Source organism: Halorubrum sp. SP3 (assembly GCF_005435195.1).
Taxonomy (GTDB): domain Archaea; phylum Halobacteriota; class Halobacteria; order Halobacteriales; family Haloferacaceae; genus Halorubrum; species Halorubrum sodomense.
Map to the genome: position 1 here is coordinate 1 of NZ_SGTU01000276.1, position 552 is coordinate 552.

General features: G+C 63.0%; 1 pseudogene. It reads left to right on the forward strand.

The features are described from left to right. Nucleotides 1–552: pseudogene (locus EXE42_RS18895) on the forward strand (HAMP domain-containing histidine kinase); the annotation flags it as partial.

A 552-nucleotide genomic window follows, 5' to 3' on the forward strand; every position in this document is an offset into this window, starting at 1 on the left:
TCCTCATCTCGACGGCGCACACGCTCGGGGCAGGAGCGGCACTTGACTGGAGCTTCATCGTCGCTGTGGGCGGGCTGGCCGGACTGGCCGTCGGCATTCCGATCGGCGATGGCTACGCGAAGCTACGACGCCAAAGGGTGGTCGAGAGGCTACAAAAGGACCAATTACGGCGGAACTCGCGACGTATGAGGATCCTCTACCGCGTCGCGCGGCACAACATTCGGACGGAGGCCAACATCATGCTCGGGTACACGGACCTCATCGCGGGGACCGCCCATGGTCCTACCCAGGAGTACGCCGACACCTTACGCGAACACGCGTCCCGACTCGAAAGGATATCGAAGAACGTGCGTCGGCTTCGCCGCATCTGGGAAACGTCTGAGGAGGCCGTCGAAACGTCGATCCAATCGCTTACCGAACGAGCGCTGTCCAAGAACCAGTACCGAGAGTCCGAGCGTCTCACGCTGGCGCTGGACGACGACGCGATAGTCGCTTCCCCCCCGTTCGCCCACTGGGCACTCGAAGAAGCCGTCGACAACGCCCTGACGCACA